This is a genomic window from Porphyrobacter sp. MBR-155, assembly GCF_040547625.1.
In the GTDB taxonomy this organism is placed as follows: domain Bacteria; phylum Pseudomonadota; class Alphaproteobacteria; order Sphingomonadales; family Sphingomonadaceae; genus Erythrobacter.
In genome coordinates this window covers 149,472-174,912 of sequence record NZ_JBEPQB010000007.1, presented here as the reverse complement: position 1 = coordinate 174,912, position 25,441 = coordinate 149,472, and the positions used below count along the sequence as shown (strand labels likewise).

Sequence of the window (25,441 nt, the reverse complement as noted above, 5' to 3'; positions counted from 1 at the left end):
GGCCCTGCCTTTTTTGCGGCGTCAGCGGAGACTCATTACTTGATCATCTTGACTTCGCGCAGGACATGAACCGCCTGGATCGTGCGGATCCGGTTATACAGCTCCAACACCGTTTTGTTCGACTGGTCCAAATTGGCCTTGCCGTATTCTTCGAGGAATTTCAGATAGCGCGCCTTGTTGGGGCCGGTCATTTCCGTGTTCGGGAAAGTCACCCGCAGGACGACATTGAATTCGTTTTCCCCATAGGGAACCTCGTAGATCGCATAGCTTGAAATATAGCCCAGTTTCTTCTGCACCTCGTTGGCCGCGACCCACGTCGACTTGAGGCCTTCCAGATAGGTTTCAAACTGGCCTGCGTCGACTTTGACGAAGGTCAGTTCGACAACCTCGTCAGCCGGTTGGTAATTCTCGTAAAGCTCCATTTGCGCGGCCGCCGGAACCGCCATCGCCAGTGTGGCCGCAGCAATGCCGCCACTGATCGTCTTGATAATCGCGTTCATTGGTAATCCCCTCTTTGCTTGTATGTTAGCAAAGGAAGGCGCCCCGATGATCGGGAAGCATCGCAGCCTCATATCACAAGGCGCGACACTGATCAGCAAACCACGTTGATCCACTCCCCCCGGGAACAATAATGTGGAAGCACACTTGCCAAGTCAAACGCTGCACCAGCCTTGAAACGTCAAAAAAACGTCAATTCGTTCGAAAATGACTTGTGAACGAATAAGCGGCCCGCAACTATCGTTACGGGCCGCTCAAAATTGCGTTTGCAGATTACCCTGCAATCAGCTTTCAGCCTTCGCCCGCTGGTTTGCTTTGCAATTGCACGTAGTTTTCCAGCCCCATGCGTTTGATCATGTCAAACTGGGTTTCGAGGAAATCGACATGCTCTTCCTCGTTGTCGAGGATGTGGGCGAACAGATCGCGGCTGACATAGTCGCGCACGCTTTCGCTATGCGCAATTGCTTCGCGCAACAGCGGGATCGCTTCATTCTCAAGCGCGAGGTCGGCCTTGAGCACTTCCTCGACATTTTCGCCCACCTTCAATTTGTGGATCGCCTGAAAATTGGGCAGCGCATCAAGGAACAGGATGCGCGCCGCGAGCTTGTCGGCGTGCTCCATTTCCTCGATCGATTCCTTGCGCTCATAAGCGGCGAGCCGGGTCACGCCCCAATCGTCGAGCACGCGGTAATGCAGCCAATACTGGTTGATCGCCGTCAGCTCGTTGGTGAGCGCCTGATTGAGATAGTCGATGACTTTGGGGTCGCCCTTCATGGCGGTTACTCCTTGCGATAGATCAATGCGCCTCTTCGGCGTTGCATTAACAATAGACGCTGCAAGGGTGTGTCCGCAAGGGGCGGTCCGATACTTTTCGTTATGAATCAAAAGTTTGCGAGGTATTCGCAATCACAAATAGCGCGTGCTATCCTGCGAGCACCTCGCAAGACGCAGCAGCGCGTTCCGCATCGATGATTTGTTGCGCTTCCTCAAGGCATTGCCCGCAATTGGGGCGCTTGCCGAGGCTCGCGTAAGTCGCTTCAGCGTCGCCCTTGCAACAAAGCGCGGCCTTGCGCAGGTCAGTTTCGCGAATTGCATTGCAGATGCAGATATACATGGCCGCCGAATCACTCCTGCGAAGCGTTTGCAGAAGCGAATGTATGCGAATTATTCTCAATAACAAGGCGTTTTTGAAGTCATTGATTTCCGCACCGCCACCGCGATGCGATATCCTCGCTCATTTTCGCAACGGAAAAACGGTGCGATAGGTCAGACTCCGCCAAAACCATTCGAGCGGGCCGTAACGGAAGCGGTCAAGCCACGGCTTTGACCATGCCAGCATCACCGCCCAGGCCAGCACCACCACGATATACAACTGCGGGCGATTTAATTCCCCGAACAACCCCAGCGCCCAGCCGTGGAACACCAGCATCATCAGGATCGAGGTGCCGAGGTAATTGGTAAACGCCGCCCGGCCCGCAGCGCGAATGCGCTCACCCAGCCAGCCTGTCGCTGACGGTGCATAGGCCACCAGCAATGCCGCCAGCCCCAAAATCATCCACAAGCGCGGCAATGGGCTCCATCCGATATAGGCGGCGAGAGTTCCATAGAACGTAAAGCCCCCGGCCTGCACCACCAAACCAATCGCCAGATGCGCCAACCCGCCCGCGATCACGCCGATCCAGCCCCAACGCAACAGCTTGGCGCGGCCAATCGCTCCGTTGAAAAAGCCTAGCCGATATAGTGCCACCCCGATCAGCATAAGTGGCAATGTCTCCAACCCGAACAGCAGCGCATTGTTCAGCGGTTCGTTCCATTGCTCGGTCAGGCGGTGCATCACCAGCGTGCCGTAATCGCCAGCGGCAATGGCGGCGTTGGGCACATCGCCGTGAGCCAGCGCTTCATCAATACCAGCGATCATCCCGGCGCGCGCTTCCGCCAGTTCGGGGCTGATTTCGCCGAACGACGTATCGGCGATCGCCCAGGTCGTGGTGAACATCGCGGCGTAGATCAGCACGCCCAGCATATAACCTGCCAGCCCGACCCACAGCTGCGTCTTGATGCTCCACTTGAGGCAAGCGAGCGCAACAAAGCCGAACAATGCGTAGTAAAACAGGATGTCGCCCGGCCAGATGAAGAAGAAATGCACCATCCCGAACACCATCAGGATCGCCAGCCGCCATGCCTGAAGCCCGCGCGTTGCGCCGCGTGCCCAGGCTTTTTCCATGAACAGATAAATCCCCGCGCCGAACAGCAGGGTGAACAATCCGCGCATCTTGCCATCAATGGCCACGAACTGCGCGATCCACATCCAACCGTTCGGATCACCCGGATCGGTCAGGAACGCGGAAGGATACATGTAAGCTTCAAACGGCTGACCGAAGGCGATGATATTCGCAGCCAGAATGCCCATCACCGCCAATCCGCGAATGAAATCAAGCGTGTCTATCCGCTCTCCGCTGGCGACCGGGGCGATGGCAGCAGCCCCATCGGGGTGAATGCCCGCTGCTCCGCGCCCGCTCAAAGTGTTATCCATCGCTGATCCCCCGCCCCCCATGTTGCGGGAGACTAGCAAATTTCGGGGTCTTGGGAAGCGCGACCTTTGCGTTTGATCAAGCAGCGCGGGACGCGGTGCAGATGTTGTCGCGCGCACGGGGTCAGGGCGCTAACGCTGTCCCACCACAAGGCAGGCCTTTCCTTGCCGCTTAAGTGCGGCACAGGCGCGGGCGGCTTCGGCCTTGCTGGCAAAGCCGGTGGCGAGCAGGCGGGTGACTTTGCCGCTGGGCACAAGCGTCTTCTTGGTGCCGGCCAGCGCCGCATTGCCCGAAAGCTGGTTCCACATACGATCGGCATTGGCCGCAACCCCGAAAGCACCCAGCTGGATCCGCCATGTGCCCTGCTTGGTCGCAGCAACAGGTTGCGGGCGCGCAGCGGGCTTGGGCGCAGGTGCGGCAGCAGCAACCGGGGCAGCCGCTGCCAGCGTTGTTCTGTGTGCAGGTTGCGCGGCGGGCTGGTTTGCAGCCGCAATCACCGGCGGGCGCATTGTGAGTTCAGCCGCAGCGAGTTCAGCCGCGCGTTGCACCCTTGCGCCAGCCTCCAACTCCCGCGCGAGCGACTGCGCCTGACTGCGCTGAGCGGCGGGCACATATTGATCCATCTGTGCCAGTGCATCGCGCGCCTGCGGCAGGCCCGCACTATTCGCCAGCGTCATCAAGGCATAGGCGCGCACCCAATCGAGCGGGGCATAATCCGCATTGAAGTGCGACAGACCAAGCACATATTGCGCGCGCGGATCGCCGCGATCGGATGCGGCGCGGATCATCGGCATGGCCTTTTCCTGCTCGCCTTCCTGAAACAGCATCAGCCCGTAATTGTCGGCAGCCTTGATATGGCCAAGCCGGGCTGCCTCTTCATAGAGCTGGCGCGCGCGGGAATTATCAGCCTCGACCCCGCGCCCAAGGCGATAGGCCTGCGCCAGATTAAACACCGCATCGGCATCGCCAGCCGCCGCGGGGCCCTGCCATTCAGCAACCGCGCGGGTAAAGTCGCCCGCTGTCCAAGCGTCGACCCCTGCTTTGACATCCGCCAACGCCGGGCCAGCGAACAGCGCCAATGCGGCGATGCTCAACCCTGTGCGGGCAGATATGCCTGCAATGTTCTGTGTGACCTTCGATTTCATCATCCGTGCTCTTGTTTCCGCCTTGTGCGATGCTGCGTGCGATGCGGCATGATCGATGGCCCTCCTCATAATCCAAACATGGTTAGCAAACCGTTGCAATGCATTGAGGCCTCGCCCGGACACGATGGAATTGTGCAACGCCAACCAATTGGATTGCACTCCGGCGTCCGATCTTAACCCAAAATTAGGGGTATCCTGCGATCCCGTGGTCATCCAGCCGTTGTCAGGTTCCGCAATAGGGCGGCCCGCAGCGGATCAACCCAGGGGGACCCAAGCGTTGCGTGTACTCGCTTTGGCATCGCAGAAAGGCGGATCGGGCAAGACCACCCTGTCCGGACATCTCGCCGTCCAGGCCCAGCGCGCAGGCGCTGGCCCGGTCGTGCTGATCGACATCGACCCGCAAGGTTCGCTCGCCGATTGGTGGAACGAGCGGGAGGCGGAATATCCCGCCTTCGCGCAAACCACCGTATCGCGGCTAGCCAATGATTTGCAGGTGCTGCGTCAGCAGGGCTTCAAACTGGCGGTGATCGATACACCTCCGGCCATCACGATGGCGATCCAGTCGGTTATCGGTGTGGCGGAATTGATCGTCGTGCCGACTCGCCCCTCGCCGCACGATTTGCGCGCTGTTGGGGCAACGGTTGACCTGTGCGAACGCGCGGGCAAGCCGCTGGTGTTTGTCGTCAATGGCGCCACCCCCAAGGCCAAAATCACTTCGGAAGCTGCGGTCGCGCTGTCACAGCACGGCACCGTGGCGCCGATCACACTCCACCACCGCACCGATTTCGCCGCCTCGATGATCGACGGGCGCACGGTGATGGAAGTCGATCCCGAAAGCCGCAGCGCGGCCGAGATCACGGCTTTGTGGCGCTACATTGCCGATCGGCTTGAAAAGAATTTCCGTCGCACCGTGTTTGCTCCGGCCCCCAATGGCCAGGCGCAGCAGATGGGCGGCGTGCCGCGTCCCGCTGGTGGTTTCGGCCGCCGGGTAGCGCAGTAAGCGAAGGGGGCCAAGGCTATGTCCGAACCCGGTTTCGCCTCACTCAGCCCGACCTTGCTCGCCCGCAAGGGTGGCGCAAAGCCAGCCATGCGCCCGCAGCTTGCACCGCTGACGCAAGACGGTTCAGCGCTCGCCGCGCTGCCCGACGACCAGCTCGAAGACCTCGGCTGGAACGACATGGGCGGGCACGAGGGCGACGGCGGCGCCGACATCGTGCCGATCAACGCCGACATTACAGCCAATGGTGTCACACACACCCCCGGCCCGATCATACGTCGCCATCAGCGCCGACTCGAAGAACGGGTGCTCGCCGATGCTGCTATGACCGGCCCGGACGACAGCAATCCTGACTGCGACAACGAGGATGACGGTTACGAACCCGACTTCTCCAGGGCAGCGCCAGTTGCCGTGCTTGCAGCCGCGACATCGAAACCACGCACTCCTGCGGCTCAATCAGGTCGCCGCGCTGCTTTCACCCTGCGGCTTGATGCGGAACGCCACCTGAAACTGCGTCTTGCCGCGACCATGCAGGGTATCAGCGCGCAAGTGCTGGTGACCGAAGCGCTCGATAGATTGCTTGCCGAAGTCGATGAGCTTGATGTGATCGCCAAACACCTCAAACGCCACTGACCGCGCACCAACCACGCACCCATGCAACCACACAATGAACCAGCAGAATAAAACGGGGAAATGACAATGGACCGCAGCATCAGACAAGCACCGCGTATCGCGCTTGCCGTCTCGACCGCGCTCGCAGGGTTGGCGCTGGCGGGGTGCACCACCTCGGCCGCGCCCAAGGCCGACATGTCGTTCGCCAGCGCGCAGAACGCGCTCGGCAAAGGCCAGGTCGACAAGGCCATTGCCCACGCCGAAGCTGCTGTGCTGGCCGAGCCGCGCAACCCGGGTTATCGCGCGTTGCTGGGCGCTTCTTATATGGAGGCAGGGCGTTTCCAGTCGGCAGCAACCAGCTTTGGCGATGCGCTTGATCTCGGCGATGAAAACCCGCGCACCGTGCTAAGCTTCGCACTCGCCAAGATTGCGCTGGGCGAAGGCCGTTCGGCATCGGCAGTGCTGGATGAATATGCCAACCTGATCGATCCGGCTGATCTTGGACTGGCGCTTGCATTGGCTGGTGAACCCGAACGTGGCGTGCATGTATTGATCAATGCCGTGCGCGCCAGCGACCAAGTCTCGCCCAAGCTGCGCCAGAACCTTGCCTACACCTATGCGCTTGCCGGCAACTGGCGTGCAGCGCGGGTGATGGCGGCAGAAGATGTCCCGGCTGACCAGCTCGACCAGCGCCTCACCCAATGGGCCGCAATGTCCGCGCCCGAACAGTTTCGGCAACGCGTTGCCAGCCTGCTGGATGTGACCCCGCAGATGGATGCAGGCCAGCCGCAGCGCCTTGCGCTCGCCAATTTCCCGAGCGACGCGATGATGTTTGCCGAGGCCGCTACGCAAGCGCCAACGGAAATGGTCGCCGAAGCCCCCACCCCCGCCCTCGCTGCAGAACCGACCCCGGTCGCCACCTTTGCTCAGGCCTTTGAAGACGCCCCTGCATCTCGGCCCGCATCGCGCATCAGCTATGTTTCGAGACCGGTGGTGCAACAATTGCCCGCCCGCGCCGAACGCACAGCCCCGCGCTCTGCCCCCCGCATGGCCGCTGCATCATCGCAGCGCCGCATGGCCGCGACTGCCGCCCCCGCGCCAGTCGCCAGCGACAAGAGCGCAGCCTCGCATCTCGTGCAGCTTGGTTCCTACAGCAGCAAGGTTGAGGCTGAACGCGGCTGGACTGTGCTCAAGGCCAAGTTCCCCGAATTGAAGGACCACAATCTCGTCATCACCGAAGCGGTGGTGAACGGGCGCAATTTCTGGCGCGTCGCTGCCGAAGGCTTTGGCCCGAAGAGCGCGCAAAGCCTGTGTTCATCGGTCAAGTCGGCTGGGCGCGGCTGCTTTGCCTATGCCGCATCAAGCCCACCTGCTGGCGCGGTAAAGCGCGACGTGCGGATGGCATCGCGCGCACGCTAATTCCAGCGAGCTAAGATGCTGCTGCATCACGCGCTGGAGATGCTCAAACGCCGCACGGGCTTAACCAAAGTCCGATGCGGCGGGGCTCATCGCACTTTGGTATAAAGCGGTCCCTGGAAACAGTCAGCGAAACTCCTCCCGGAAGGCTCCGCGCTTTCCGGGAGTTTTTCTTATGCGCTTAACGCAACGCCGCCCTTCCACAGGCGCAGCACCCGGCCTTGTGCCCCCTGCCGGTCAAACGGGGTGTTGTCGGCTGTGGCCTCCATCTTGCGGCGGTCGATGATCCACGGCGCTTCGGGATCAATCAGCGCAAGGTCAGCCTCCAGCCCCGCCGCCAGTTCGCCCGCTGAAACGCCCAGCAACCGCGCGGGATTGCGGGCGAGGAGATCAAAAGCGCGGGTCATGTCGATCACCCCGTCGCGCACCAATGTTAGCGTTAACGGCAGCAGCGTTTCGGCCCCGGCCATGCCCGGCGCGGCATCGGCGAATGGCAGACGCTTATCTTCGGCCCCGCGCGGATCGTGGCCGCTGGCGATTACATCAACGACGCCGTCCGCAATCGCGCTCAACGCCGCCTGCCGGTCTGCCTCGCTGCGCAAAGGCGGCGACAGACGGGTGAAGGTGCGGAAATCGGCGGTCGCAAGATCCGACAGCATGAAATGCGCGGGCGTGATCCCGCAGGTCACTGAGACGCCCTGCGCCTTGGCCGCCTTGACCAGCGCAAAGCCCCGCGCGGTCGTCACCTGCCTGATATGCAACCGCGCCCCTGCGAGTTCAGCCAGCGCAATGTCGCGCGCAATCGCCAGTGCTTCGGCTTCGGCAGGCGCAGCGGGCAGGCCCAGCCGCGTGGCAATCTCGCCAGCGGTCGCCGCCGCTGCTCCGGTCAGCCCGCCGTCCTCGGCATGGGTGACCACCACCAGATCGAGCATCGCTGCATATTGCAACAGCCGCAGCATCACGCCTGAATCCGCGATCCAGCCCCGCCCGGTGGCAATCCCGCGCGCGCCCGCATCCTGCATCAGCGCGATTTCCGCCAGCTCGCGTCCCTCAAGACCGCGCGTTGCCGCAGCCAGCGGGTGCACCCACAAATCGGGCTTGCCGCTTTTGGCGATGAAGTTGACCCGGCTCGGCAGATCGAGCGGCGGGGATTGATCGGGCATCAACGCCGCGCGGGTGATCCCGCCAAAATGAAACGCGGGCTTGTCGACCGCGAACACGCCCAGATCAACCAGACCGGGGGTGACAAGCCGTCCGCGCGCATCGATCACCTCGTCGCTATCTTGCGCACTCACATCCGCATCGACCGCCATAATCACGCCATCAGCGCAGCGGATCGCGCCGTGCACCAAACCGTCGGGGGTGACCATCTGCGCGTTGGTGATCGTGAAAGGCCGCGCCTGCTTCATGCCCTCCAGCCCTCCAGCCCGCGCGCTTCCCGCGTGAGGATGTCGAGGCACGCCATGCGGATCGCGACGCCCATTTCCACCTGCCGGGTGATCAGCGACCGCCCTGCCATGTCGGCGACTTCGCTATCGATCTCCACCCCGCGGTTCATCGGGCCGGGGTGCATCACCAGCGTACCGGGCGCAGCGCGCTCCAGCCGCTCGGCTGTCAGCCCGTAGAGATGGCGATATTCGCGCGCCGAGGGGACGAATTGCCCGCTCATCCGTTCGGATTGCAGGCGCAGCATCATCACCACCTCTGCGCCTTCAAGCGCGGCGTCGAAGTGGTGGAATACTTCCACCCCCATCGCTTCAATCCCGGCGGGCATCAGCGCAGGCGGCGCACACACCCGGACATTGGCACCAAGAGCGGTCAGGCACAGGATGTTCGATCGCGCCACCCGGCTATGCAGGATGTCGCCGCAGATGACGATTGTCAGCCCGGTGAAGTCCTCCGCCCCATCGCCCCGTTCGCGCAGGGCATGGCGCAATGTCAGCGCATCGAGCAGCGCCTGCGTGGGGTGTTCGTGGCTGCCATCGCCCGCGTTCAGAACCGGGCAATCGACCTTGTCAGCAATCAGCCCGGTTGCGCCCGACGATCCGTGGCGAATGACAATCGCATCGGCGCGCATCGCATTAAGCGTGATCGCGGTATCGATCAGCGTCTCACCCTTCTTCACGCTTGATGTGGCGGCGTGCATATTGACCACGTCCGCCCCCAGCCGCTTTCCCGCGATCTCGAACGACAACAGCGTGCGGGTGGAGTTTTCAAAGAAGGCGTTGATGATGGTCAGGCCGCTCAGCAGATCGGTGTGCTTGGCGCTCTGCCGGTTCAGCGCGACCCATTGATCGGCCTCATGCAGCAGATAGAGAATTTCGTGGCGCTGCAATTGGCCGATGGCGGTCAGATCACGATGCGGAAACGCCAGCCTCCCCGCTGGAAAGCGGCCCGTGGCGGGGGAATGATCGCGCGCATCCATCGTGAACCAAGCCCCTAGTCGAGCGTCGTGCGCTGCTCAACCCATTCCTGCGGCGCTTTCCCGTGGAAGTTGCCAGCATCAGCGCCTAGATAGCAGCCTAGCGTGAAAAAAGGGACGATTGAATGAGCTTTGTCGGCAAAGTGTGGAAGGTTCTCGTCGGGATCAAGGACGCTCTCGTTCTCATGTTCATGCTGCTGTTCTTTGTCGCGCTGTTTGGCATCCTCTCGGCCCGTCCCAGCCCCGGCCAGGTTCGCGATGGCGCGCTGTTGATCGAGCTTAGCGGGGTGGTGGTTGAGGAAAAATCGGCAATTGACCCCATCGCCGCGCTGCTTTCCGGCAGTGCCCCGATCGAAGAATACCGCGCCCGTGATCTCGTCCGCGCGCTCGACGCGGCGGCGAGCGACGATCGGATCAAGGCGGTAGTGTTTGATCTCACTACGTTTCTAGGCGGCGGTCAGGTGCACCTCACCGAAATCGGTGAAGCGATGGACCGGGTGCGCAAGACGAAAAAGCCGGTGCTGACCTACGCGCTTGGCTATGCCGATGATCACCTGCTGCTGGCCGCCCATGCCAGCGAGGTGTGGCTCGATCCGCAGGGGCTGGCGGTAATTTCCGGGCCGGGCGGCAGCAATCTCTATTACGCCGGACTGCTCGAAAAACTCAGCGTCAACGCCCGGGTTTACCGTGCGGGCGATTTCAAATCGGCGGTGGAGCCCTATTCGCGCAGCTCGATGTCGGATGAAGCGCGCGCGAATGTTGGCGGCGTTTACAGCGCGTTGTGGGAAGAATGGCAGGCCAATGTGAAAAAGGCCCGCCCCAAGCTGGCGCTGGCCCGCGTGACCAGCGACCCGGTCGGCTGGATCGACAGTGCAGGCGGCGATCTGGCCAAGGCGGCGCTGTCCGCCGGGCTGGTCGACAAGCTGGGCGACCGCGCCGCATTCGGCGCACGGGTTGCCGAAATCGCGGGCAAGGACACCTGGAGCAAAAAGCCGGGCAGCTTCGCCGCAAGCGACCTTGGTGCATTCCTCGCCGCTGTCGGCGCTGACACTGCGGGCAAAGCGATCGGCGTCGTCACGATCGCAGGCGATATCGTCGATGGTGAGGCCGGGCCGGGCGTTGCCGGGGGTACCCGCATCGCTGACATTCTTGACGAAGCGCTCGACGATGATCTGGCCGCGCTGGTGGTGCGGGTCGATTCGCCGGGCGGATCGGTGACCGCTTCGGAAGAAATCCGCCGAGCAATTCAGCGCCACCGCGACCGCAAGATCCCGGTCGCCGTCTCTTTCGCCAACATCGCGGCAAGCGGCGGTTACTGGGTATCGATGTCGAGCGACCGCATCTTTGCCCAGCCGGAAACCATCACCGGTTCAATCGGGGTGTTCGCGGTTGTGCCGACCTTTGAACAAAGCGCCGCACGCCTTGGGGTCACGGCGGACGGTGTCCGCACCACGCCGCTGTCCGGCCAACCCGATTTCATCGCGGGTTTCTCGCCAGAAATGGATGCGATCCTGCAAGCCTCGATCGGAGGAAGCTACACGGATTTCCTCAATCTGGTGTCAAAGGCGCGCAAGATGCCAGTCGACAAGGTCGATGCCATCGCGGGCGGGCGCGTATGGGATGGCGGCACCGCGCGCCAGCTTGGCTTGGTCGATGAGTTTGGCGGGCTACAAGATGCGCTGGCATGGGCCGCTGCCAAGGCAGGGGCGAAAGAGGGCGAATGGCACCCGGTTTTCCTTGGCGACAAGGCCGAGAATTACGATTCGCTGATCCGCCAGTTGGTGACAAGCAACGCGGCAAAAGCACCGGTGACACAGGGCGGTGATATGTTCGCCCTTACCGCACGGCGAAATGGCGACCTCGCCGCCCGTCTGACGCGCGATGCACAGCGGTTGCTCGGCACAGGCGGCATTCAGGCCTATTGCCTTGAATGCCCAGAGAGCGTCAGCGCGCCATCCCGGCGTGAGAAAACCAGCCGCGAGTATCAAAGCACGTTGTTCAATTTGCTGGCATGGATGGCAGCGCCATAAGGTCCATTAGAAATTCCAAGCGAAGCCAGCGGCAACGCTTGCCAAGCGCGTGGGCGCTCAGTAAAGGCGCTCCCCTGTCCGGGCTGTTCGGCCCCGAGGACGGGCGCGTAGCTCAGCGGTAGAGCACACCCTTCACACGGGTGGGGTCACAGGTTCAATCCCTGTCGCGCCCACCATCTTTTCAGACACCTATATGGAAAGATGATGCCACTAACCCCGCGAGGTGTAGCGGCAGGGGTATTTAACGCCTCGGCCCCGATCAGAAAATGTTCAACGGAGAATCTAAGAAGCGACTTAGAGCGGGACACAGCGCCTCTGCGACAATTACCTACGTTGACAAAATTCGATTCCCTCGGGATTAGGGAGCCTAGGGAAAATCCCTTTGCGGGGAATCATGCGATATACGGGGGCCAAATATTTCTCTTTCGCGAAGCAAGATCGTCACAATCCGTGGCTCGATCTGCTGCGATCACTTGCGATATTTCTGGTCTTGCTTAGGCATGGCTCGCGCATTGAAGGCCAGGCCCCATCGGGTGACTTTCTTTCCAATGTTTTTGCCAATGGCTGGATTGGCGTCGACCTGTTCTTTGTCCTTTCGGGATATCTGATCGCCAGCGCACTGATCCGGCGATTTGAAGTGCGGAAAACCCTTTGGCCCACGGCGTATTTCAGAGACCGCATTTTACGCATTGTGCCGGCCTACTACGTCGTGCTGCTGCTCTGCATGCTGGGCTTCTTCCCGGGCTTCTCGATTAGCAGCTCCGCCCCCGGCGAAAGCTTTATCGCGCACCTTCTGTTCCTACAGGATTACACCGGGTCCGACATCAACGTCGTCTTCTGGTCGCTTGGTGTCGAGGAGAAGTTCTACATTCTCGCGCCGTTTGTGATTCTACTCATGGTTAGGGCAAGGACGATCACCCAATGCGCATTATTGGGTTCGTCGCTGCTGCTGATCTCTCCCATTTGTCGGGGATTGGCTTTGGCCGCCGTCGATCAGCCGATTAGCTATGAGGAGTTCTTCTACCTTTTACGAAGCCCTTTCCACATGTCGCTAGAAGGGTTTGTCGTGGGCATCATGGCGGCGCTCATCCTTTCAAAGGGCTGGTCGATCTCGAAGGCGAACGCCGGCATCGGACTGGCCGCAAGCGGCGGCGCCCTACTGCTCGTCCTCGGCTCGCATGATTTCTATGCCAGCATCACCGGATACGATGCATGGTTGCAACCAACGATATTCGCGTTGCTGTTCGGCATCATGCTGCTTTGCGCCGCATCGCTGGACGGCGAGAAACTAAAGTTAGAACCTTTCTTTAGAACGAACGCGCGTCTGAGCTATGCGCTCTATCTCGTCCATTTTCCGCTAATCCCGATGGCAACCTATTTGAGCCAGCAGCAGCATCCGCTCGTGTTTTGGGCGATTTATCTGCTGCTGGCCTATACCGCAGCAATTCTTCTACATTTCGGCATAGAAAAGCCGTTCCTGATCATTAAGAACCGCGCGAACAAAAGGGTTCGGACCTCCGGCGGTTTCGAAGCAAAGGAAGCGGTTGCACCATGACCTTCCTCGACAATTATGCAGACCATATCCTGTTTCTGCTCAGTGCGGCGATGATTTTCTTGCCGCTTGAGCACATCCTACCGCGCGTGAAGCGTGAGAAGTTCATTCGCGAAAACCTCAGCCTTGATCTGCTTTATATGCTTCTGGGCGCGCTGATGATCATGCTCCTAGCAGGTCTGTACATCAGCCTCGTGGTGGGCCTCTTAGGGAACCTCATTCCCGAATCAGCGCAGGCTTTCGTTCGGTCGCAACCTCTCTGGGCGCGCGTGATACTGCTGATCATCGCAGCGGATTTTTATTATTACTGGGCGCACCGCCTGTTCCATACATTCCCGGTTCTCTGGAAATTCCACTCCATCCATCATTCGATCCGGCAGATGGACTGGATCGCTGCGCATAGGACGCATCCTATCGATACCGCCATCACCAATTCCGGAGCCATTATCCTAGCTATCCTATTTGATTTCGGCGCTGCTGCGGTGCTCCTCTTCAGCGCGCAATTCTCATGGCATTCGCTGCTAAAGCACTCGAACATCAAGGTTAGCTGGGGACCGTTTCGCTGGCTATATCTGACTCCCACCTTCCATCATTGGCATCACGCGAATGTGGCGGAGGCCTATGACAAGAACTTCACCGGCCAATTGCCAGTTTGGGACCTACTTTTCGGCACCGCAATAATGGAAGAGAAAACAAGTCCACCAAAATATGGAGTGGACGATCCAGTGCCGACCACATTCCTAGCTTCACTTGCCTATCCGTTCATACCATTAAAAGCGTCAAAAACCGTCAATGCTGGCACTTTGAAGCCTTCGGCTGAACAACCCGCGCAAGATTGACTGCTGAAGAGAAAAGCGGACTATCGCCATCATACCGCATAGGGGCTCACGTCGCTATTCGCGCACCCGTAGCACAAGCGATGGTGCGGCCCCTCGCTCTCGATGGGCCTACGGTAGCGGAGACACGGCCGCGTCACCGTCTCCACCGAATCGTCGAATACATCCCGGCGCTTGCGGTAGTTTCGCGGCCGCTCGCTCAATCGGTCGCCAGCAACATAAAGCCGAAGGCACCGTGCTGCTCTTTCGTCATTAGGTGCTTGGCGTCGTGGGTCCCCGGCGCGTTGCGGAACACGTCCACCCAGAGCTCCTTCCCTCGTTCGATGCGGCACATCTGCCCAAACCGAACCCAGTGCTCGGCAATCGGCACCTCGAAGAGGAGCAGCGAACCTGCGGATCATCGGCACGGGCATGCCGAGCGCGCTTTGTGATTATGCCGTTGCGATCCGCATCGCCAGCGACTGCCTCGCACACCTCTTCGCCCAAACGCTCAGGCGCGCGCCCACATTCGCAACAGGTTGGCGATCGTCTTGTCGAGCGTCAGCAGTTCGGCCGATTGCAGGGGCAGCGTCTGGCGCAGCACAGTGCGCAGGTTTTCAAGATCGAACAGCATGTCGCGTTGCGCCTGATCGGCGATCACGCTTTCGATCCACCCGACGCACACGGTCCTTGTGCCGCGTGTGACAGGCTTTACCTCGTGAATGCTGGCCGACGGATACAGCACCAGATGGCCGGCCTCACCCTTCACTTCCTGGGTCATGCCCGCCGCATGGATCACCAGCTCGCCGCCATCATATTCGCTGGGCGGGGTGAGAAACAATGTAAACGACAGGTCTGTGCGCAGGCGCGCGGAGCCTTTGCCCATCAGCGCATTATCGACATGCGCGCCATATTGCCCGCCAACCTCGGTCTTGCTGATAATCAGCGGGGAGAACCGCCGGGGCTGGGCTGCGGCTTTGATCACAGTGTTTTCGGCGATGATCGGCAGCAATTCATCCTGCACCCGGCGCCCGGCGGTGGTGCCCATCGCGGCTTGCAGGTTGCGCTTCACCTGACGCGCAACCCCGCCCGCCGTCTCACGCCCGTCGCGCCATTCGAGCAGGTCGATGCGCGCGCGCAAGGCGGCAAGGTGTTCAACATTGCTGAGCGCATTGATGACAAGGATCATGAGAAGCAGGCCTAGCGCCAGACGCGCGGCATGAAAAGCGCACGGTGAGTGCTGCCATGGCTTCAGCGGCGCCGAATGCCCTCAGCGAGCAAGCGATTGATCCCCGCCGCGACGTCTTCTGGCGGCAGTTCGGACTCACCCCATACGACATAGCGCAGGCCCGCAAACACGTTCATTCCCATCACCGCCCAAGCCTCAAGCTCTCCCAGCCCCTCGCGCAATTCACCGCTGGCCGTTCCGGCGCGCAAGCGATCGGCGATGCGATCGGCGATGGTTTCGTAGTGCTGACGGTAGCTGGCGGGATCGACGAATTCCGCTTCGTCGATGATGCGGTAGATTTCCTTGTGTTCCGCTGCGAACCGCAAGAATGCGGCGAGCGCCGCCCGCTCAATCTCCAGCGCGCCCATGTCGTCAGAAAGTGCTGAACGCGCGCTGGTGCGCACTTTCTCGCTCATGTCGGCGACCAGCGCGCGGAACAATGCGTCCTTGCTGTCAAAATAGGTGTAGAAGCTGCCCAGCGCGACGCCTGCACGGCGGGTGATCGAACTGACCGAGGCTTCGTGAAAGCCTTTCTCGCCAAACTCCTCCGCCGCCGCATCAAGCAGCTTGCGTAGCGTCCGTCGTCCGCGATCGGTGCGCGGGGTTTTGGCATCGGGCACAGCGCCTTTGGTCAGCATTCGGTCGCTCTCCTTGTATCTGCAACCTGTGTCCTGCTCGCATGACTGTTGCCCATTGGCACCTCCCTCGAACCATTCGCTACGCTTGCATCACATGGCACACAAGTCCTAACTTGAAACATGGTTCAACTTTCAATATCAAGTTGGCGATTGAGGGTGAGGAGAGGAACAAAACCCATGACCAATATGCTTTGCCACCGTGCGCTGCTGCTTGCCGGATGCGCCGGAATTGCCACTTTTGCCGCCCCTGCTCATGCTCAGGAGGTCGCCGACACTGCCACCAGCGTCAGCGAACGGGCCGAAGACGGCGTGATCATCGTCACCGCGCGCCGGCGCGAGGAACGCATGATTGACGTGCCGCTGTCGATCACCGCGCTGACCGGGGAAGCGCTGGAAAAGCAGGGCATTCAGGATATCACCCAGATCGGCCAGCAGGTGCCCAACATCACTCTGGAGGTCAGCCGCGGCACCAACACCACGCTTTCTGCCTTTATCCGCGGCGTGGGTCAGCAGGATCCTGTCGCCGGGTTCGAAGCGGGCGTCGGCCTGTATGTCGATGACGTATATCTTAACCGTCCGCAGGCTGCCGTGCTTGATGTCTATGATGTGGACCGCATCGAAGTGCTGCGCGGGCCGCAGGGCACGCTCTATGGCCGCAACACCATAGGCGGCGCGATCAAATACGTTACCGCCAAATTGCCCGATGACACCAGCGTGAAGATTCGCGGCACCTATGGATCGTATGATCAGGCCGATCTGATCGTCACTGCGTCCACGCCGATCACCGACAGCCTCAAGATCGGCGCGAGCGGGGCGCGGCTGTCGCGCGGCGGGTTTGGCGACAACCTCACGCTGGGCACCGAGAATTACAACAAGGACGTTTGGGCCGCGCGCGGCACGCTTGAATTCAACAACGGGCCGGTGTTCATCCGCCTGTCGGGCGATTACGTGAAGGACAACAGCGAAGCCCGACAGGGCCACCGCCTGATCCCCGGCCAGCTGAGCGGCGCACCCGTGCTTGACGATGTGTTTGATACCCGCGCGGGTCTCAATATCGTCGATCAGGAAGTCGAAGCTTACGGCGGCGCGCTCAACATCGCGGTCGAAGTCAGTGACACGATCACGCTGAAATCAATCACTGGCTACCGCGAGGATTCGTCAACCACACCGATCGATTTCGACAGCCTGCCCGCAGTCGATCTTGATGTGCCTGCGCTCTACGACAACGAACAGTTCAGCCAGGAATTGCAGCTTTTGTATGAAAGCGACAATCTGTCGGGCGTAGTGGGTTTCTACTACCTTGATGCCAGCGCCTTCACCGCGTTTGACGTGGCGCTGTTCACCACCCTGCCCGGCCTGACCGCGCAGACGTTGGGCGATGTCGATACCGAAACCTGGTCAGTCTTTGGCGATTTTACTTATGACCTGACCGATACGGTCAGCGTGTCAGTGGGCGGGCGCTATACTAATGACCAGCGCACCAGCCGGGTGCTGCGCACCACCTTCCTCGGCGGGTTTTCCGATCTGTTTGGCGGGGCAGGCTTCCCGATTGCGGTGACCAGCGATTTTAATGGCAGCCGGACGTTTGAAGATTTCAACCCGCGCGCGTCGATCAGCTGGCAGCCCAATGCCAATCACAACCTCTATTTCACCTATTCGCAGGGATTCAAAGGCGGCGGGTTTGATCCGCGCGGCCAGACCACGGCCTGCCGGAACAGCGCAGGCGGGGCCTGCACCGAGCAGGAAGTGTTCGATTTCATGAGTTTCGATCCTGAAAAGGTCGACAGCTTCGAACTCGGCTGGAAAGCATCATTGTTCGATAACCGGGTGAACATCAGCATCGCCGGGTTCCTCGGCCAGTATGATAATGTCCAGATCCCCGGATCGGTCGGGTTCGACGGCGATAATGATGGCACCAATGAAAGCTTTATCGGCATCACCTCCAACGCCGCCAGCGCCGATGTCAACGGGATCGAATTTGAAGGCAATGCACTGATCGGAAAGGATTTTGCCGGTGAAGGCAGCCGGTTCAGCATCAACTGGTCGCTGGGCTATCTCGATGCCAAGTTCAACACCTTCATCGACGCATTCGGCGTGGACGTTGCCGACCAGCGCGTGTTCCAGAACACCCCCGACGTCACAGCGCATATGGGGTTCAACATGGGCGTGCCGGTGGCCAGCGGGGTGGTGGACCTGATCGGGCTTGCCTCGCTGCGGTCGGATGCCAGCCAGTTTGAAACACGCAACGCGTTCCTCGATCAGGATGGGTTCGTGCTGGTCGATGCCAGTGTGGTTTACACCGCGGATAGCGGATTGTTCTCCATCGGCGTTCACGGCAAAAACCTGTTCGACAAGGAATATATCGTTTCCGGTTTTAACTTCGTGGCGGGCGGGGTTGGCGGTGCGCCGTTCATCCCGACGCTGGGCCGCGAAGGCACGCTGACCGGGTTCTTCGGCGATCCGCGCCGGGTGTTCGTAACCGCGCAGGTCAATTTCTGAACTCTGTCCGGCGGGCGGATGGGCGATATGCCGATCCGCCCGCTGGCTTTATTCCGTATCCGATGTGCTCTCTTCAGCCTGCTGGCGTTGGTCGAGAAAACGTTTGGCGACATAACCGCCGACACCCAGCGCCACCATTGCCGGAAAGCTGAAGCGCGAAACCACGAACGGCACCGCCGTCGCCACAAACGCGCCGGTTGCGCCGCCAAGCGCAGGATGCCCCTTGGCCACGCGAGCGCCAATCGCAGCGCCAATCATTTTGCGGATCATATCCATTTCCTCCTGTTATCTGAACGGTGGGCGAGGCTGCCCGGTTCCCCGGCTTTTGCACCTTCCCTTGATCGGCCTGAACAGGCATAGCGCCGCGTCATGCATGATATCAAATGGATCAGAGATAATCCGACAGCCTTTGATGCCGCCCTGGCGCGGCGCGGGGCCGATCCGCAGGCCAATGCGCTGATCGCGCTCGACGAAGAACGCCGCGCGGTGATGACGCAGGTGCAGGTCGCGCAAAGCCGCCGCAACGAAGCGTCAAAACTGATCGGTGCGGCAATGGCCAAGGGTGACAAGGACGCAGCCGAGGCGCTGAAGGCCGAAGTTGCTTCGATCAAGGACGCAATGCCCGCTTTGGAGGCGCGCGCTGATGAATTAGCCGCAAAGCTGAAAGAAGCGCTGGAGATCATCCCCAACCTGCCCGCCGACGATGTGCCCGATGGCGCAGGCGAGGAGGATAATGTCGAGGTTGCCCGCTGGGGCACCCCGCGAGAGTTCGACTTCACGCCGCGCGAACACGCCGATATTGCCCCTGCCCTCGGCATGGATTTTGAAACCGGGGCGCGGCTTTCGGGCGCGCGCTTCACCTTCCTGCGCGGCGACGTGGCCCGCCTGCACCGCGCGCTTGGGCAATTCATGCTCGACGTCCAGACCCGCGAGCACGGCTACGAAGAATGCAACCCGCCGGTGCTGGTCAAGGACGAGGCGATGTATGGCACCGACAAGCTGCCGAAGTTCGCGGGGGATAGCTTTAACACCCATCTGAACTACTTAGAGTTCTTCGCTGGGCAAATTGGCAAAGCATATGAGGCTCTGGAGCAAGCTGAAGGACCAGCTTTGCTTTGGACTGAAAGCGGAGCCCTTGATCGTCAGAAATTCATCACGCGATGGTTGGAGCAAGCTGACGTTGGTGGAATGACCCAGCGCTGGCTCATCCCCACCAGCGAAGTCCCCCTCACCGCCAGCGTGATGGGCGAATTGCTCGACGAGGCCGCCCTGCCCATGCGCCTCACCGCACTTACGCTGTGCTTCCGCTCCGAAGCGGGTGCGGCGGGGCGCGATACGCGGGGTTTCATTCGCCAGCACCAGTTCGAAAAGTGCGAACTCGTCAGCATCGTGCGGCCCGAAAACTCCGAGGCTGAGCACCAGCGCATGGTGCGCGCCGCTGAAACGATCCTCGAACGCCTGAACCTGCCCTATCGCAAGCTGCTACTCTGCACCGGCGACATGGGCTTTGGCGCGCGCAAGACCTATGATCTGGAAGTCTGGCTGCCCGGACAGGGCGCTTATCGCGAAATCAGCTCCTGTTCGAACACCGGTGATTTTCAGGCGCGGCGGATGAACACCCGTTATCGCGTTGCAGGGGAGCAGAAAAAGACCGAATTCGTCCACACCCTCAACGGCTCGGGCCTCGCGGTCGGGCGCACGCTGGTGGCGGTGATCGAAAATTGCCAAAACGCGGATGGCAGCGTGACCGTGCCTGACGCATTGCTACCCTATATGGGCGGGGTGAGCGTTATCTCGCCCAATTGACCTTAATTCGTCACCCTGAACTTGTTTCAGGGTCCATCTTGCCCCACCAAACCGCGCGCGAAAGGACAAATGGATGCTGAAACAAGTTCAGCATGACGAAGTTGGAGGTGAGGCATGAGAATCCTCCTCACCAATGACGACGGCGTGCACGCCCCCGGCCTCAAGGTGCTGGAGGAAATCGCGCGCCAGTTTTCCGATGACATCTGGATCTGCGCCCCGTCAGAAGAACAATCGGGCGCGGGCCATTCGCTTACGCTGACGCGCCCGGTTCGGCTCAACACGCTGGGCGAACGGCGTTTTGCTGTTACCGGCACGCCGACCGACAGCGTGATGATGGGGCTGCGCACGGTGATGCCATCGCCCCCCGATCTGATCCTGTCCGGCGTCAACCGCGGGGCGAACCTGGGCGATGACATTACTTATTCCGGTACCGTCTCCGCCGCGATTGAGGGCGCGCTGGCGGGTATCCGATCGGTTGCCTTCAGCCAGGTCTATGCCCGCGAAGGCATGGGTTATGACGTGCCGTTCGGCGCGGCGCGCGAATGGGGGACGAAGGTGCTGGCTCCGCTGATCGATGCGCCGCTGGCCGAACGCACGCTGATCAACGTCAATTTCCCCGCGCTCCCGCCAGAACAGGTCAAGGGCATCCGCGTGGTGCGCCAGGGCTTCCACGATTATTCGCGCGGCAGCATCGTCGAAGGGCGCGACCCGCGCGGCTATCGCTATTTCTGGTTCGGGCTGGATCCGATCGAACACACGATGGATCACGGCACCGATCTGGAAGCAATTGATGATGGCTATGTCGCGGTGACGCCGTTGCAGCTTGATCTGACCCATTATTCGACCATCGGCATCCTTGCCGAACGGTTCGCGGATTAAAGGCAGAGGCGAGCCGATGGCTACGGACAAACCGACGCGCAACCCGTTCAAGCGCAAGGCAAAGCTGGCTGATCAGTTTCAGCCGCTGCGACGCGCGGTCAGGATCCCCGTTTGGGGCGATGTCGGCCTGAGACTTGGCCTGGCGTTCGGGCTGCTGGGGATGGTCATCCTGATCCACTGGCTGGACCGCGATGGGCTTGTCGACCATGTCGATGGCCACATCAGCTTTCTCGATGTGGTCTATTTCACCATGATATCGGTCACTACCACAGGCTTTGGTGACATTGCCCCGGTCAGCAATTCGGCGCGGCTGGTCGAAGCGGTGATCGTCACCCCGGTGCGGATCGCGGTGCTCTTTATCTTCGTGGGCGCGGCCTACGATTTCGTTATCAAACGCAGCTGGGAGAAATGGCGTATGGCCCGCATACAGGAACAGCTGAGCGATCACGTGGTGGTGCTGGGCTACGGCGTATCCGGATCGCAGAGCGTGGGTGAGCTGATCGAACGCGGCATTGATCCGCGCCGGATCGTTGTGGTCGAACCGAGCGAGGATCGGCTGGCCGAGGCTGAGAAGCTGGGCGTGAACGTGATGGCCGCCGATGCGACACGCGACGAAACGCTGAAAGCGGTGCGCATCGCCGAGGCGCAAAGCGTGCTGGTATCAGCCGGGCGCGATGATACCTCGATCCTGATCGTGCTGACCGTGCGCCACCTCGCGCCCGATGTGCCGATCAGCGTAGTGGTGCGCGCCGATGACAATGAATTGCTGGCCCGGCAGGCGGGGGCAAACAATGTCATCAACCCGGTGCGATTCACCGGGCTATTGCTAGCGGGCAGCGTCAAAGGCGCACACATTGCCGATTACCTTGCCGATCTCGCCAGTGTTAGCGGGCGGGTACAACTGGTCGAACGGGTGGTGAGCGAGGCCGAGTGCGGCTTGCCGATCACCGATCTGAAAACCGGCGGTCAGGGTCTGCGCATCTACCGCAATGGCCGCGCCATCGGCTTCTGGGAGGACGAATGCCAAACGCTCCAGCCGGGCGATGTGGTGGTGGAAATCGTCCCGACCATTGGCAACGAAGGCGATGAACCGATCTGATCCAAGATCAGCGAAACATCCGAACCGCTCCGCCCATCGCTGCCATGCCTGCCAGCCGGGCGCTCAGATGACGTAGTTGAATTCCTCGGCGTCGGGCGAAGGCTTGCGGCCACGCATTTCCGCATCGAGCTGCACAACGGTGCGGCTGGCCGTCTTAACGAACAGGCCCGGAACCACGGCATGGGCCATGCAGGCAAACCCGCCGATTACCATTCGCCAGCCAAAGCTCATCGCGGTGCGGGCGTGCTGGCCATAGGTTTCGCCAATGGAACGCGGATGTTCGGTAAAGAGCTTGGTGATCATCCCGCTTTAATGCCCGTTGAACCCGATCCCCGTCAAGCCTGCGAGGATGCGGAACACTGGCCTTTGGGCCGCAAGAGCGAGGATATTCTGGCGCGATGTGCGCACAAGGTGTAGGGGCGCGCCGATTATGACCACAGCTCCCACCACAAAGCCCACCGTTCTGGCCGAACAGAAGCGCATCGGTATGGTCAGCCTTGGCTGTCCCAAAGCGCTCGTCGATTCCGAACGTATCCTCACCCGGCTGCGCGCCGATGGCTATGCGATGAGCGCCGATTATGCCGGTGCCGACGTGGTGCTGGTCAACACCTGCGGGTTCCTCGATTCGGCCAAGGAAGAAAGCCTCGCCGCGATTGGCGAGGCTATCGCTGAAAATGGACGCGTGATTGTGACCGGCTGCATGGGCGAAGAAGCCGACGCGATCCGTGCCGCGCATCCGAGCGTGTTGGCGATCACCGGCGCGCACCAATACGAAGCCGTGGTCGAAGCCGTGCACACCCACGCCCCGCCCAGCCAAGGCCCGTTTGTCGACCTGATACCACAGCCGGATATCAAGCTGACCCCGCGCCATTATAGTTATCTCAAGATTTCCGAGGGCTGCAACCATTCCTGCGCGTTCTGCATTATCCCGCAATTGCGCGGAAAACTCGCCAGCCGCCGGATCGATGCGTGCTTGCGTGAAGCGGAAAAGCTGGTCGCGGCGGGTACCCGCGAGCTGTTGGTGATCAGTCAGGATACCAGCGCCTATGGCGTCGATATCCGCCACGAACCGCGCCTGTGGAAGGGCCGCGAAGTGCGCGCTCACATGACCGATCTGGCGCGCGAATTGGGCGGGCTGCGCACGCCCGAAGGCACCGCGCCGTGGGTGCGGCTGCACTATGTCTATCCCTATCCCCACGTCGATCAGGTCATCCCGTTAATGGCCGAAGGGCTGCTGACGCCCTATCTCGATATCCCGTTTCAGCACGCCGCGCCCAAGGTGTTGAAGGCGATGAAGCGCCCCGCGAACGAGGCAAAGGTGCTCGAACGGCTGAAATCGTGGCGCGCCATCTGCCCCGATATCGCGATCCGCAGCTCTTTCGTGGTTGGCTTTCCCGGAGAGACCGAGGACGATTTCCGCTACCTGCTCGATTGGTTGGAGGAAGCCCAGCTTGATCGGGTCGGCGCGTTCCGGTTTGAACCGGTCGCAGGCGCGGCGGCCAATGACCTGCCCGATCCGGTGCCCGAAAGCATCAAGGAAGAACGCTACGCCCGGATCATGGAGGTGAGCGAACGGATCAGCGCCGCCAAGCTTGCCGCCAAGGTCGGTCGCAGCTTGCCTGTCATCATCGACGATGTTGGCGAACCGGACGAGGATGGCGACATAGGCGCGACCGGCCGCAGTCGGGCGGATGCGCCTGAGATCGACGGCGCGGTGTATTTGCGCAACGTGCCCGAAACCCTTGCCCCCGGCGATATCGTCACCGCCATGATCGAGGACGCCGACGCGCATGATCTGTTCGGGGTTATACGGGCGAAATAATCGACAATATTTGACGTCGGATACTTTCTCCAGCTTATTATATCATTAGTGCAGGTTGTATTTTCGCCAGTCATCACCATTTAGAGACCAAGCTTAGGCTCTCTCAATATTCATCGGTATTCCCCTTTGTCGATTGAACGCCAGCCCGACATGCCTTTGCGGTCGGTCGGCAAGAAAGGATTATACGATGAAAAAGTTCACCGAAATTGCGACTTTTGCTCTTCTGACGATGGGCTTGGCCGCTTGTGCGGGGTCAGCGAGTTCATCGATGAACGCGGGCGAACGCATCTCCGAGCGCGGCGGTGAAATTACGCAATATGGCAACGCTTGGTCTTCCGGAGACAAATCGGTTCGCGATGGCGAAAAGCTGAGCGCGAAAAGCAGCGACAGAATCGCCGACGCCCGCAAGAAACTGGCCAAGGCCGAGGCCGACCAGTCCAAGGCGCAACAGATGATCGCCGACGGCAAGATTGCGATGCGACAATCCGAAGCCGATTATGCTGCGGCCCGCGCTGGCCCGGCTGCGACGACCATTCCGCAGTAAGGCGGAACGCATTTTCGCGGCGCGGCGGGCGCGGGTCGGGCAAACACGGGCATTAACCCCCGCCCTCGCGCCGTCCCCGCAAGGGACGCGGGATGGTTAACGTCTGGTAACGTTGCGGATAAGGCGGCATAATTGCGGGCATGAGGACGATTCTTGCACTCCCGCTCGCTTTGGCTGCAGTTGCCGCGCTACCGATGCTCGCCGCCGCGCAGACCAGCGCAGGCCACACCGCCGAATCCGCACAACTGATCGCAGCGCGCGCTTCGGATGCGTTTGAACGGATTGATCCCGACGCCGAAATGCCGCTTGGCGATGACAGCGTGACGGCTGGCCTGGCCGGAGCCTCGCGCAACCCGGCGGTGCGGATGATCGCAAACGAGATGGTGCAACCGCTTCCCAAACCAGCGGCCACCCCCACCCCTTCTGCTGTCAGCAAAAACGATCCTTTCGTGATCAAGTCGATCCTGCCGATCGAAGGTTCGATCCGTTATGGCGACTGGTTCTGGGATGAAAGCGCTGCGCCCAAGGCAGGCAAGTTGGTCGTGACCGTCGATCTGGAAGCGCGCGTAATCAGCGCGTTCCGCGATGGGCACGAAATCGGCACGGCGGTCGCCCTGCTCGGCACGCAGTCACACCCCACGCCGCTCGGCACTTTCCCGATCCTGACCAAGGAGAAGGACAATATCTCGGAAAAATACAACAACGCCCCGATGCCACACACCTTGCGGTTGACGTGGGATGGAATTGCGATCCACGGTTCGCCGGTGATGAATGGCTATGCCAGCCACGGCTGCGTCGCTGTGCCCGATGAATTCGCTGCCAAGCTGTTCGCTGCGGCCAAACGCGGGGACAAGGTCATCATCACCCGCGGCAAGATGGTGAGCGTGGGCGACAAGGTGCTGTAACCC

24 protein-coding genes and 1 tRNA gene are annotated in these 25,441 nt (G+C 60.9%); 14 read left to right on the top strand and 11 right to left on the bottom strand.

Going from position 1 to position 25,441, the window contains the following annotated elements; genetic code table 11:
• Window positions 1-35 precede the first annotated feature (35 nt).
• From ABIE62_RS09770 to ABIE62_RS09750, 5 genes are all read right to left on the bottom strand, one after another.
• Window positions 36-500, bottom strand: a complete 465-nt coding sequence (locus ABIE62_RS09770) for a hypothetical protein (RefSeq protein ID WP_354325592.1) — start codon at window positions 498-500, stop codon at window positions 36-38.
• A 289-nt stretch (window positions 501-789) separates the two neighbouring features.
• Entirely contained in the window at window positions 790-1,272 is a 483-nt protein-coding gene (gene bfr, locus ABIE62_RS09765; protein WP_354325591.1) for a bacterioferritin, read from the bottom strand.
• Between the two features lie 148 nt (window positions 1,273-1,420).
• On the bottom strand, window positions 1,421-1,612 hold the full coding sequence (locus ABIE62_RS09760) for a (2Fe-2S)-binding protein (protein ID WP_354325589.1): 192 nt from the start codon (window positions 1,610-1,612) through the stop codon (window positions 1,421-1,423).
• Between the two features lie 120 nt (window positions 1,613-1,732).
• Window positions 1,733-3,031: a DUF418 domain-containing protein gene (locus ABIE62_RS09755; protein WP_354325588.1), complete on the bottom strand. Its 1,299-nt coding sequence runs from the start codon at window positions 3,029-3,031 to the stop codon at window positions 1,733-1,735.
• Between the two features lie 129 nt (window positions 3,032-3,160).
• On the bottom strand, window positions 3,161-4,177 hold the full coding sequence (locus tag ABIE62_RS09750) for an SPOR domain-containing protein (RefSeq protein WP_354325586.1): 1,017 nt from the start codon (window positions 4,175-4,177) through the stop codon (window positions 3,161-3,163).
• A gap of 274 nt (window positions 4,178-4,451) precedes the next feature.
• On the opposite strand from ABIE62_RS09750, the gene ABIE62_RS09745 reads away from it, so the two are divergent.
• The 3 genes from ABIE62_RS09745 to ABIE62_RS09735 all read left to right on the top strand — a co-directional run bounded on the left by ABIE62_RS09745 (window position 4,452) and on the right by ABIE62_RS09735 (window position 7,202).
• Window positions 4,452-5,174 carry an AAA family ATPase gene (locus ABIE62_RS09745; RefSeq protein WP_354325584.1) on the top strand — a complete coding sequence of 241 codons (723 nt, stop codon included), beginning with the start codon at window positions 4,452-4,454 and terminating at the stop codon, window positions 5,172-5,174.
• A gap of 18 nt (window positions 5,175-5,192) precedes the next feature.
• The gene (locus ABIE62_RS09740) at window positions 5,193-5,804 is read left to right on the top strand and encodes a type II toxin-antitoxin system HicB family antitoxin (protein ID WP_354325582.1); all 612 of its coding nucleotides are present in this window, start codon (window positions 5,193-5,195) and stop codon (window positions 5,802-5,804) included.
• A 66-nt stretch (window positions 5,805-5,870) separates the two neighbouring features.
• Window positions 5,871-7,202, top strand: coding sequence for a tetratricopeptide repeat protein (locus ABIE62_RS09735; protein WP_354325580.1), 1,332 nt, complete (start codon window positions 5,871-5,873; stop codon window positions 7,200-7,202).
• 170 nt (window positions 7,203-7,372) lie between these two features.
• Here the strand turns inward: ABIE62_RS09735 and ABIE62_RS09730 are convergent, their stop codons facing one another.
• Both ABIE62_RS09730 and ABIE62_RS09725 read right to left on the bottom strand, forming a co-directional pair.
• Window positions 7,373-8,608: a dihydroorotase gene (locus tag ABIE62_RS09730; RefSeq protein ID WP_354325579.1), complete on the bottom strand. Its 1,236-nt coding sequence runs from the start codon at window positions 8,606-8,608 to the stop codon at window positions 7,373-7,375.
• Entirely contained in the window at window positions 8,605-9,624 is a 1,020-nt protein-coding gene (locus tag ABIE62_RS09725) for an aspartate carbamoyltransferase catalytic subunit (RefSeq protein ID WP_354325578.1), read from the bottom strand. The genes ABIE62_RS09730 and ABIE62_RS09725 overlap by 4 nt, the downstream gene beginning before the upstream one ends.
• 122 nt (window positions 9,625-9,746) lie before the next feature.
• Between ABIE62_RS09725 and sppA the strand changes: the two genes are divergently transcribed.
• From sppA to ABIE62_RS09705, 4 genes are all read left to right on the top strand, one after another.
• Complete coding sequence (gene sppA / locus ABIE62_RS09720) at window positions 9,747-11,651, top strand: signal peptide peptidase SppA (RefSeq protein WP_354325576.1); 1,905 nt, start codon at window positions 9,747-9,749, stop codon at window positions 11,649-11,651.
• 101 nt (window positions 11,652-11,752) lie between these two features.
• A tRNA-Val gene (locus ABIE62_RS09715) sits at window positions 11,753-11,827 on the top strand.
• Window positions 11,828-12,033: 206 nt separating this feature from the next.
• Window positions 12,034-13,206, top strand: coding sequence for an acyltransferase family protein (locus ABIE62_RS09710; protein ID WP_354325575.1), 1,173 nt, complete (start codon window positions 12,034-12,036; stop codon window positions 13,204-13,206).
• On the top strand, window positions 13,203-14,042 hold the full coding sequence (locus ABIE62_RS09705) for a sterol desaturase family protein (RefSeq protein ID WP_354325573.1): 840 nt from the start codon (window positions 13,203-13,205) through the stop codon (window positions 14,040-14,042). Before ABIE62_RS09710 ends, ABIE62_RS09705 begins: the two co-directional genes overlap by 4 nt.
• Before the next feature lie 487 nt (window positions 14,043-14,529).
• Here the strand turns inward: ABIE62_RS09705 and ABIE62_RS09700 are convergent, their stop codons facing one another.
• Together ABIE62_RS09700 and ABIE62_RS09695 are read right to left on the bottom strand one after the other, a co-directional pair.
• On the bottom strand, window positions 14,530-15,207 hold the full coding sequence (locus tag ABIE62_RS09700) for a Fe2+-dependent dioxygenase (RefSeq protein ID WP_354325572.1): 678 nt from the start codon (window positions 15,205-15,207) through the stop codon (window positions 14,530-14,532).
• A 62-nt stretch (window positions 15,208-15,269) separates the two neighbouring features.
• Entirely contained in the window at window positions 15,270-15,884 is a 615-nt protein-coding gene (locus ABIE62_RS09695) for a TetR/AcrR family transcriptional regulator (RefSeq protein WP_354325571.1), read from the bottom strand.
• A 177-nt stretch (window positions 15,885-16,061) separates the two neighbouring features.
• On the opposite strand from ABIE62_RS09695, the gene ABIE62_RS09690 reads away from it, so the two are divergent.
• Window positions 16,062-18,383, top strand: a complete 2,322-nt coding sequence (locus ABIE62_RS09690) for a TonB-dependent receptor (RefSeq protein WP_354325569.1) — start codon at window positions 16,062-16,064, stop codon at window positions 18,381-18,383.
• 48 nt (window positions 18,384-18,431) lie between these two features.
• Here ABIE62_RS09690 and ABIE62_RS09685 read toward each other — a convergent pair whose 3' ends face one another.
• Window positions 18,432-18,653 carry a hypothetical protein gene (locus ABIE62_RS09685; protein WP_354325568.1) on the bottom strand — a complete coding sequence of 74 codons (222 nt, stop codon included), beginning with the start codon at window positions 18,651-18,653 and terminating at the stop codon, window positions 18,432-18,434.
• Between the two features lie 99 nt (window positions 18,654-18,752).
• Here ABIE62_RS09685 and serS point away from each other — a divergent pair, with 99 nt between their 5' ends.
• The 3 genes from serS (at window position 18,753) to ABIE62_RS09670 (ending at window position 22,167) form a co-directional block, all read left to right on the top strand.
• On the top strand, window positions 18,753-20,189 hold the full coding sequence (gene serS / locus ABIE62_RS09680; RefSeq protein ID WP_354325567.1) for a serine--tRNA ligase: 1,437 nt from the start codon (window positions 18,753-18,755) through the stop codon (window positions 20,187-20,189).
• Between the two features lie 114 nt (window positions 20,190-20,303).
• Window positions 20,304-21,068: a 5'/3'-nucleotidase SurE gene (gene surE, locus ABIE62_RS09675; RefSeq protein ID WP_354325566.1), complete on the top strand. Its 765-nt coding sequence runs from the start codon at window positions 20,304-20,306 to the stop codon at window positions 21,066-21,068.
• 16 nt (window positions 21,069-21,084) lie between these two features.
• On the top strand, window positions 21,085-22,167 hold the full coding sequence (locus ABIE62_RS09670; RefSeq protein WP_354325564.1) for a potassium channel family protein: 1,083 nt from the start codon (window positions 21,085-21,087) through the stop codon (window positions 22,165-22,167).
• Between the two features lie 63 nt (window positions 22,168-22,230).
• Here ABIE62_RS09670 and ABIE62_RS09665 read toward each other — a convergent pair whose 3' ends face one another.
• Window positions 22,231-22,470 (bottom strand): DUF6356 family protein, encoded by a 240-nt coding sequence (locus tag ABIE62_RS09665; protein WP_354325562.1) that lies wholly within the window; start codon window positions 22,468-22,470, stop codon window positions 22,231-22,233.
• 127 nt (window positions 22,471-22,597) lie between these two features.
• Between ABIE62_RS09665 and rimO the strand changes: the two genes are divergently transcribed.
• The 3 genes from rimO (at window position 22,598) to ABIE62_RS09650 (ending at window position 25,438) form a co-directional block, all read left to right on the top strand.
• Entirely contained in the window at window positions 22,598-23,989 is a 1,392-nt protein-coding gene (rimO, locus tag ABIE62_RS09660; protein WP_354325561.1) for a 30S ribosomal protein S12 methylthiotransferase RimO, read from the top strand.
• 187 nt (window positions 23,990-24,176) lie between these two features.
• On the top strand, window positions 24,177-24,533 hold the full coding sequence (locus ABIE62_RS09655; RefSeq protein WP_354325560.1) for a hypothetical protein: 357 nt from the start codon (window positions 24,177-24,179) through the stop codon (window positions 24,531-24,533).
• A 170-nt stretch (window positions 24,534-24,703) separates the two neighbouring features.
• Complete coding sequence (locus ABIE62_RS09650) at window positions 24,704-25,438, top strand: L,D-transpeptidase family protein (RefSeq protein ID WP_354325558.1); 735 nt, start codon at window positions 24,704-24,706, stop codon at window positions 25,436-25,438.
• Window positions 25,439-25,441: the final 3 nt, after the last annotated feature.